We start from the raw sequence: 3,675 nt of genomic DNA on the forward strand, positions 1-3,675 counted from the left end.
TTTATTAAATACTTTCATATTCATTTTAATAATTATATAAATAAAAATATTGATTAATTAAGATTTTATAAAATACTTTCGTATTCACTGTAATGATTAATGTTAATTAATTCATTTGGATGATTCTCATTAACTCCATAAAAATCAAATCCGTCAGCAAATATCTCCCTTAAAATAGGATTTAGATTATCATCCTTACCTTCTAGATATTTGATTAATTCCATCCTATCTGCTGCAAAAGGCATTCCTAATCCTTCAGCCGTATCTAGTTTTCCTGTCTTGCGCCTTCTAAGAATTGAAATGGTCTTTCCAGGATTGTCTGAGTCAAAAAGAGTGTTTAAGATATCATTAAAAGTTTCCGTGCTGACTGTAGGCTGATCTCCAGTTACACATAAAGCAATGTCTGAATTGATTTTTTGAAGACCATTTAATAAAGAAACAGAAAGACCTACATCTATTGGGTCGTTTTTAATAACTTTTAATCTATCATCATTAATATTATTAATGAAAGGCAATATTTCGTCACAGTAATGGCCAAGAACTACTATACATTCATCGATATTTTCAGTATTCAACACATTATGAATAGTAGTTTCAATGATTGTACTGGAATATTTCCCATTCTTTAATGGAAGTGTAAGCTTATTTTGTAGGGGAATATTCAAGTTTTCCTGATCTTTTCTCATTCTAGAATTTTTTCCAGCTGCAGTTATCACTGCTGAGACTGTAAGCATAATATTACCTTTATTAATAATTATTTTTTAATAAATTTTTAAAAATTTTAATAAATAAACAATTGAAACAATTCCAGTAATAATTATTGCATTAGCATCAATTGTTTGTGTTGTTTGTTGAATTTGTGCTATTGGTTTGATTTGCAATATAGCTATTAGGAATCATTTCATAAACATCCGTATAGATTCTCATTCCAGCACCGGAACCTTCTGTCCACATTTTGATTTTAATAGGATAGGATAATGTGTTATTAATCTTGATTCCAGTAGACGGACTGAAACCGTAAAGCACTGCATCACGTCCAGAATCCATACCAATTGGCAAACTGAAACCTAAAGATAAAACAGCATTTCTCAATGATCTTGCTGGAGGGCATACACCATGTGTAGCCATTCCGGATTCTGCTTCCCTTTCAGGCACTGAACTGAATCCAACACCTTCTCTTCCACATCCATATGCATTTGATGGGATAATGGTTCCGTTCCAAGCCTTTACAAATTGCTTTGCATTGAATTCCCTGTTTGCATCATTGTATTGTGGATGAGAATCCAAATAAGTGTATGTGCTTGCCACTTTGGTTTCAGTATAGTTTTCACCATAAACAACAACAGGAGAACCTCCAGGATATTTGAGAGAATACTCATAAGCTTCAGGGAACTTTTCTTTTAACATATCTGGAGTAATATAAGACCTATTATCATTAAAACCATTAATGCAGTAATCTAAATTGTATTTAGAACCTTGACCGTAATGATTGTACCAATACTTTAAGGTTTCCACATTTACCCTTTGACCAGGAATTGTATCGTTAGTCATGGTTTTTGGATCAATATGACCTACTGTTTGATTGGTCTTATTATTGAAAATGTCTATTCCATCTGGAACAATTTTTGCTTGTAAATATGGGCTGTTATATCCCCAAACAAAGTCTCCAGGAGGATTTACGGTAATCTTGTCATTATCCACAACCACATATCCAGGACCTTCAAATTCATCCACTACACCATCTGAACTTACATTTCCATAAAGCAATTCAGATGATGGGGTTGGAACTGCCCCTGTGGCAATTGAGAAAAAGGCATCCACGATTTCACCATCTCCTATTTGGGTTAGTAAAGAACCAAAATTGGAAACGATAGGATATTTGTCTATCTTGTTTTTATCTATTACGTTATCTCCTGCAAATACAGTGCTTCCGTTATCATACTTAGCTATTTCACTCATATTCTGATGATGAGTGGTTGTAGTTGCAAGGGAGACAGGTATTAGAACAATAATTATTGCAATCAATGCAACAAATATTTTAAATGAATTTCTTTGTGTTAAACTTCTTGAGCTAATACTTACACTTCCTTTATTTAAATCTTAAATTTATAAATATATGATTATGAATTGTTTAATGATTTGATTTATTATGAATTATTTTATTATGATTTTTTATTATTTTTTTAGATATTTTTCTTTATTCAAACATTAGCTTATTTTCCCTAGAATTACAGTAATCACAAATCTGCTTTAATCTATCCTGTATTTTAATGATGTTTTCCTGTCCATTTCCTCCAATTAAAATTGCAGTGTCATGTGAAAACTCAGCAACGAATGCAATGATTTCATCAAGGTTATTGGCTATTTCAATTCTTCCTTTGTAATTAAGGGAATTTAATCTGTATTTAGCTTGATCCAATGTGTCTTCCAATCCAGGAAATAGAATAATTGCTTCAGGATTGGCTTTTACAACTTCATTTAATATGTCAAATCTATGATTTTCATTATGTCTTGGAGTTCCTACAAAGATAGCGGAGAAATCAACTTCCTCCAATATAGGTTTAATTGCATCGGAATTGTCGGATTTACCGATATATATCTCGCAATCATTTAATTTTAACACTTCTAAACGGCCTTTTACAGGCTTGAAATTTTCCAGTCTATCTTTGATTATGCTCTCATCAATTTCAAAAGTGTTTTTATCAATATAATTTGCTATAGCTTCACTAAGACCTGCATTCAATTTGTTGAACTTTCCGAATAGGTTTAAGTCATATTTTGTTTCATTACATACAATGGTTGATTCGGCCACTTCTTCAAATTCATCCATATATTCCTGATTTTCATTGATAAATATGGTTTTACCTTTGAAAAATCCTTTAAGTGACTCTTTATATCCTTCCATTGAACCATGAACATTCATATGGTCATTGCCCATATTTGTAAGGGCAATCAAGTCAAAGTCGAAACAATAGCTGCAGAAACCAACTGTCATATCGCAGACTTCAACAAGCAAAACGTCATAATCTCCATTGTCTGCTTCTAGGATAAGGTCATAGTAACCTTCAAATCCTCCACCTGCATTTCCTCCAACCAAAACCTTTTTCCCTGCATTTTCAAGGATTTCCTTAATCATGGTTACAGTAGTGGTCTTTCCATTGGTTCCAGTCACCCCTATAGAAAACATTTCTCTGTGTTTTGTTTTAACATCACAAAGCAATTTATTGGAGTTTCTATAATGTTCAGATATTTTGCTTCCCCATATGCTTGGACTTAAAACAACAGCATCACATAGATCTATTTCTTCCTGATTGTTAAATCCCAAATCAATGGATAGGTTGTCTTTAATGAAACTGATTTTATCCTTTTGAGGGGATATGTCAACACCTGCAAGGGATATAGGCAAATCATCCAGACTAATATTTATATTCAAATCTGTAGCATAGACTTCCCAATCATGTTTCAATAATGAATTTAAAGCCTTTTTGCCTTCTACACCTAAACCTATAACAGCTGCTTTCATGATTTCACATATTATTTTTTTATATAATATAAGTAAATTATAGATAGTAATCTATTATATGTAATTATCTATATATATATATATATATATATTCTAATTAATAAAAGTTAGTATATTTTGAAATAAAGTTAAATTATTTTATTAAATTGAAA

3 protein-coding genes are annotated in these 3,675 nt (G+C 31.5%); all 3 read right to left on the reverse strand.

The features are described 5' to 3' along the window. Positions 1-65: 65 nt before the first annotated feature. The 3 genes from VW161_RS08750 to VW161_RS08760 all read right to left on the reverse strand — a co-directional run bounded on the left by VW161_RS08750 (position 66) and on the right by VW161_RS08760 (position 3,523). The gene (locus VW161_RS08750) at positions 66-734 is read right to left on the reverse strand and encodes a nucleotidyltransferase family protein (RefSeq protein ID WP_304163607.1); all 669 of its coding nucleotides are present in this window, start codon (positions 732-734) and stop codon (positions 66-68) included. 97 nt (positions 735-831) lie between these two features. Next, positions 832-2,025 carry a hypothetical protein gene (locus tag VW161_RS08755; RefSeq protein ID WP_304135948.1) on the reverse strand — a complete coding sequence of 398 codons (1,194 nt, stop codon included), beginning with the start codon at positions 2,023-2,025 and terminating at the stop codon, positions 832-834. Positions 2,026-2,197: 172 nt separating this feature from the next. After that, entirely contained in the window at positions 2,198-3,523 is a 1,326-nt protein-coding gene (locus tag VW161_RS08760; RefSeq protein WP_325192952.1) for a Mur ligase family protein, read from the reverse strand. Positions 3,524-3,675: the final 152 nt, after the last annotated feature.

It is taken from the genome of Methanobrevibacter ruminantium, from assembly GCF_016294135.1.
Classification (GTDB): domain Archaea; phylum Methanobacteriota; class Methanobacteria; order Methanobacteriales; family Methanobacteriaceae; genus Methanobrevibacter; species Methanobrevibacter ruminantium_A.